At 57.0% G+C, this 2,870-nt stretch carries 3 protein-coding genes; all 3 read right to left on the reverse strand.

Annotation, left to right across the window (positions count from 1 at the left end):
- Positions 1-313 precede the first annotated feature (313 nt).
- Positions 314-1,525 (reverse strand): tRNA preQ1(34) S-adenosylmethionine ribosyltransferase-isomerase QueA, encoded by a 1,212-nt coding sequence (gene queA / locus ABHR63_RS09895; RefSeq protein ID WP_346965115.1) that lies wholly within the window; start codon positions 1,523-1,525, stop codon positions 314-316.
- Positions 1,526-1,659: 134 nt separating this feature from the next.
- Positions 1,660-2,670 (reverse strand): ornithine carbamoyltransferase, encoded by a 1,011-nt coding sequence (gene argF, locus ABHR63_RS09900; protein WP_055285784.1) that lies wholly within the window; start codon positions 2,668-2,670, stop codon positions 1,660-1,662.
- Positions 2,671-2,702: 32 nt separating this feature from the next.
- The coding region (locus tag ABHR63_RS09905) for an arginine deiminase family protein (protein ID WP_346965999.1) at positions 2,703-2,870 on the reverse strand (168 nt) is incomplete at its 5' end.

Genomic DNA, 2,870 nt, shown 5'->3' on the forward strand with positions numbered 1-2,870 from the left:
TCGACCTTCTCCCTGCTGTACATGCGAACCTCCAGTCCGGACCGCCCCGCGGTCCAACTTTCTGTCCGCACCCCCAAGCAGGCCAAAAACGGGAGATTATCCACTCTCATTCTGCAGGCACTCATTTAAGTACGTCCCCAATGAGTACCTGCCGATGCTTTGGCAAAGTCAGCGAAAACGCCCCTAAGCGAGCAAGGTGACGTGAAAGAGGGGGGCATTGACCTTCTGGTCATGCCCGACGATTGAACGTCAGATTGCCGCTTAGGGGGGTTTGCAGCGTCGGCCGGTTACGGCGTTTGTAAAACGCCGTAACCTACAAAATGAGCATCGCGTCGCCAAAGCTGAAGAAGCGGTAGCGCTCTTCGATAGCAGCGGCGTAGGCATCCATGATCTGGTCGCGGGTGGCAAGCGCGCTTACGAGCATCATGAGCGTGGAGCGCGGCACGTGGAAGTTCGTGATCAGCGCGTCGACCACGTGATAGGTCGAGCCGGGCATGAGGTAGAGCTGCGTCGTAGCGTTCTCGCGCGCCACGATGTCGCCGCGGCCGAGCGTATCGGCCCCATCCTCGCGGCCCTCAAAATAGCGCGCCGTCACGGCCGGATCGGACACCGGTGCCTCAGCGTCAAAGGCGCTCTCGAGCGAGCGTACTGCGGTGGTGCCGACGGCGATCACGCGGTGCCCCTCGGCCTTCGCCTTATGCACGGCGTCGACAACCTCCTGTGACACGTGGTAGCGCTCGGTGTGCATGACGTGCTGCGTGGGGTCGTCCTCCTCCACCAGACGGAAGGTATCAATACCCACCTCGAGCTCGACGGCGGCAAACTTCGCGCCCTTGGCCTCGATAGCGGCCATGAGCTCGGGGGTAAAGTGCAGACCCGCCGTAGGAGCGGCAGCCGAGTGCTCCTCCTTCATGGCGTAGACGGTCTGGTACTTCTCGGGATCGCCCTCGTAATCGGTAATGTAGGGCGGCAGCGGCACGTGACCGGCAGCATGAATGGCCTCGTCGAGCGTGCGCGGCTCGCCGGCGGCATTGCAGCCGGCCGGCTCAAAGCGCACCAGACGGCCTCCGCGGCTATCGGTGACAAAGTCGATGACCTCGGCCGTCAGCACCACGGGAGCCCCCTCGGGCGCATGGGCGCCACCGGCGCGATACTCAATCTGAGCACCGGGCTTCAGGCGCTTGCCCGGCTTGACCAGGCACTCCCACACATGGCCGAGCGGATCCACATCCTCACGGCGCTTGAGCAGCAGCGTCTCGACCACGCCACCCGAGCCCGTCTTGCGACCGATCAGACGGGCCGGCATCACACGCGTCTGGTTGATGACGAGCACGTCGCCCGGTTCGATATAGTCGATGATGTCACGGAAGATGCGGTGTTCAACGGTACCGCCGTGCTCCAGCGGCGTTCCCGCCTGGGAGCCCTTGCGATCAACCACTAGCAGGCGGCAGGAGTCGCGAGGCTCGGCAGGAGCCTGGGCAATCAGTTCCTCAGGAAGGTTGTAGTCAAAATCATCGGTACGCATCTTTGCCTCTTTCACAAAGCGCGTCAGTCGAAAAAATCGACTGACGCGCGCATCATTCTCCCCTGTATCCTATCAGCTTGTTGAGAGAAATATAGTATGGCAAACAGATTTGCGACTGTTTTCTCAACGCCCCGCTACTTAAGCGTTGCGTACATCACCGCCTTAATCGTATGCATGCGATTCTCCGCTTCTTGGAAAACACGAGACTTATCGGACTCAAAAACCTCGTCCGTGACTTCCATTTCGGTGACTCCAAACTTCTCAGCAATTTCGGCACCAACAGTAGTATTAGTATCGTGAAAGCTCGGAAGGCAGTGGAGGAAAATTGCCTCGGGCTTTGCCATAGACATCACCTCAGCGGTCACACGATACGGCGACATGAGCTTAATGCGGCTTTCCCACAGCTCTGCGGGCTGACCCATGCCAACCCAAACATCCGTGTAAATTACATCGGCATCACGAGCGCCTTCCTCAATATCCTCTGTAATGGTAATCGTCGATCCATGCTCGGCCGCAATACGACTACATTCTGCAAGGAGTTCAGGATCATAGGATGTAGCCCCCTCCGAATTTCCCCCGATTGGGCCGCAAGAACAGTAGTTAATGCCGAGCTTAGCGCAAATGACCATGAGCGAATCGGCGACGTTTCCGGCCGCCTTACCAAAAAATGTAAGTTTCCTGCCCTTAATCTCTCCAAACTCTTCACGCATGGTCAGAATATCGGCAAGCACTTGAGTCGGGTGGAATTCAGTAGTCAGCCCATTCCAAACGGGAACCCCAGCTTTTGCAGCAAGCTCCTCAACCTTCGCCTGTTCAAAGCCGCGGTATTCAATTCCGTCATACATGCGGCCAAGGACGCGAGCCGTGTCCTCAATCGACTCCTTTTTGCCCATCTGGGACGAGCCCGGATCCAAATAAGTTACACCCATGCCAAGGTCAAGTGCACCAACTTCGAAGGCGCAGCGAGTACGCGTGGAAGTCTTCTCAAATAGCAAAACAATATTCTTGCCTTCAAGGTATTTATGCGGAACACCGGCACGCTTCATGCTTTTGAAGTTAGCAGAAAGCTCAAGCAGATACTCAATCTCTTCCGTCGTGTAATCAAGCAGCTTCAGAAAACTGCGACCAGCGATATTAACACCCATATTCGCCATCTCCTATCACAGTGGATTTGCAACTAAATATCTTCGCGCCAGAAGGGCATGCTCATGCAGCGCGGGCCGCCACGACCGCGGGACAGTTCCTCGGAGGGAACGACCAATAGTTCCAAACCGTTCTTGTAGAGCTCATCATTTGTGACAACATTGCGCTCGTAAACACAGACTTTACCAGGAGCAACGGCAAG

The sequence above is a fragment of the Collinsella aerofaciens genome (genome assembly GCF_039752775.1).
Lineage (GTDB): Bacteria > Actinomycetota > Coriobacteriia > Coriobacteriales > Coriobacteriaceae > Collinsella > Collinsella aerofaciens_R.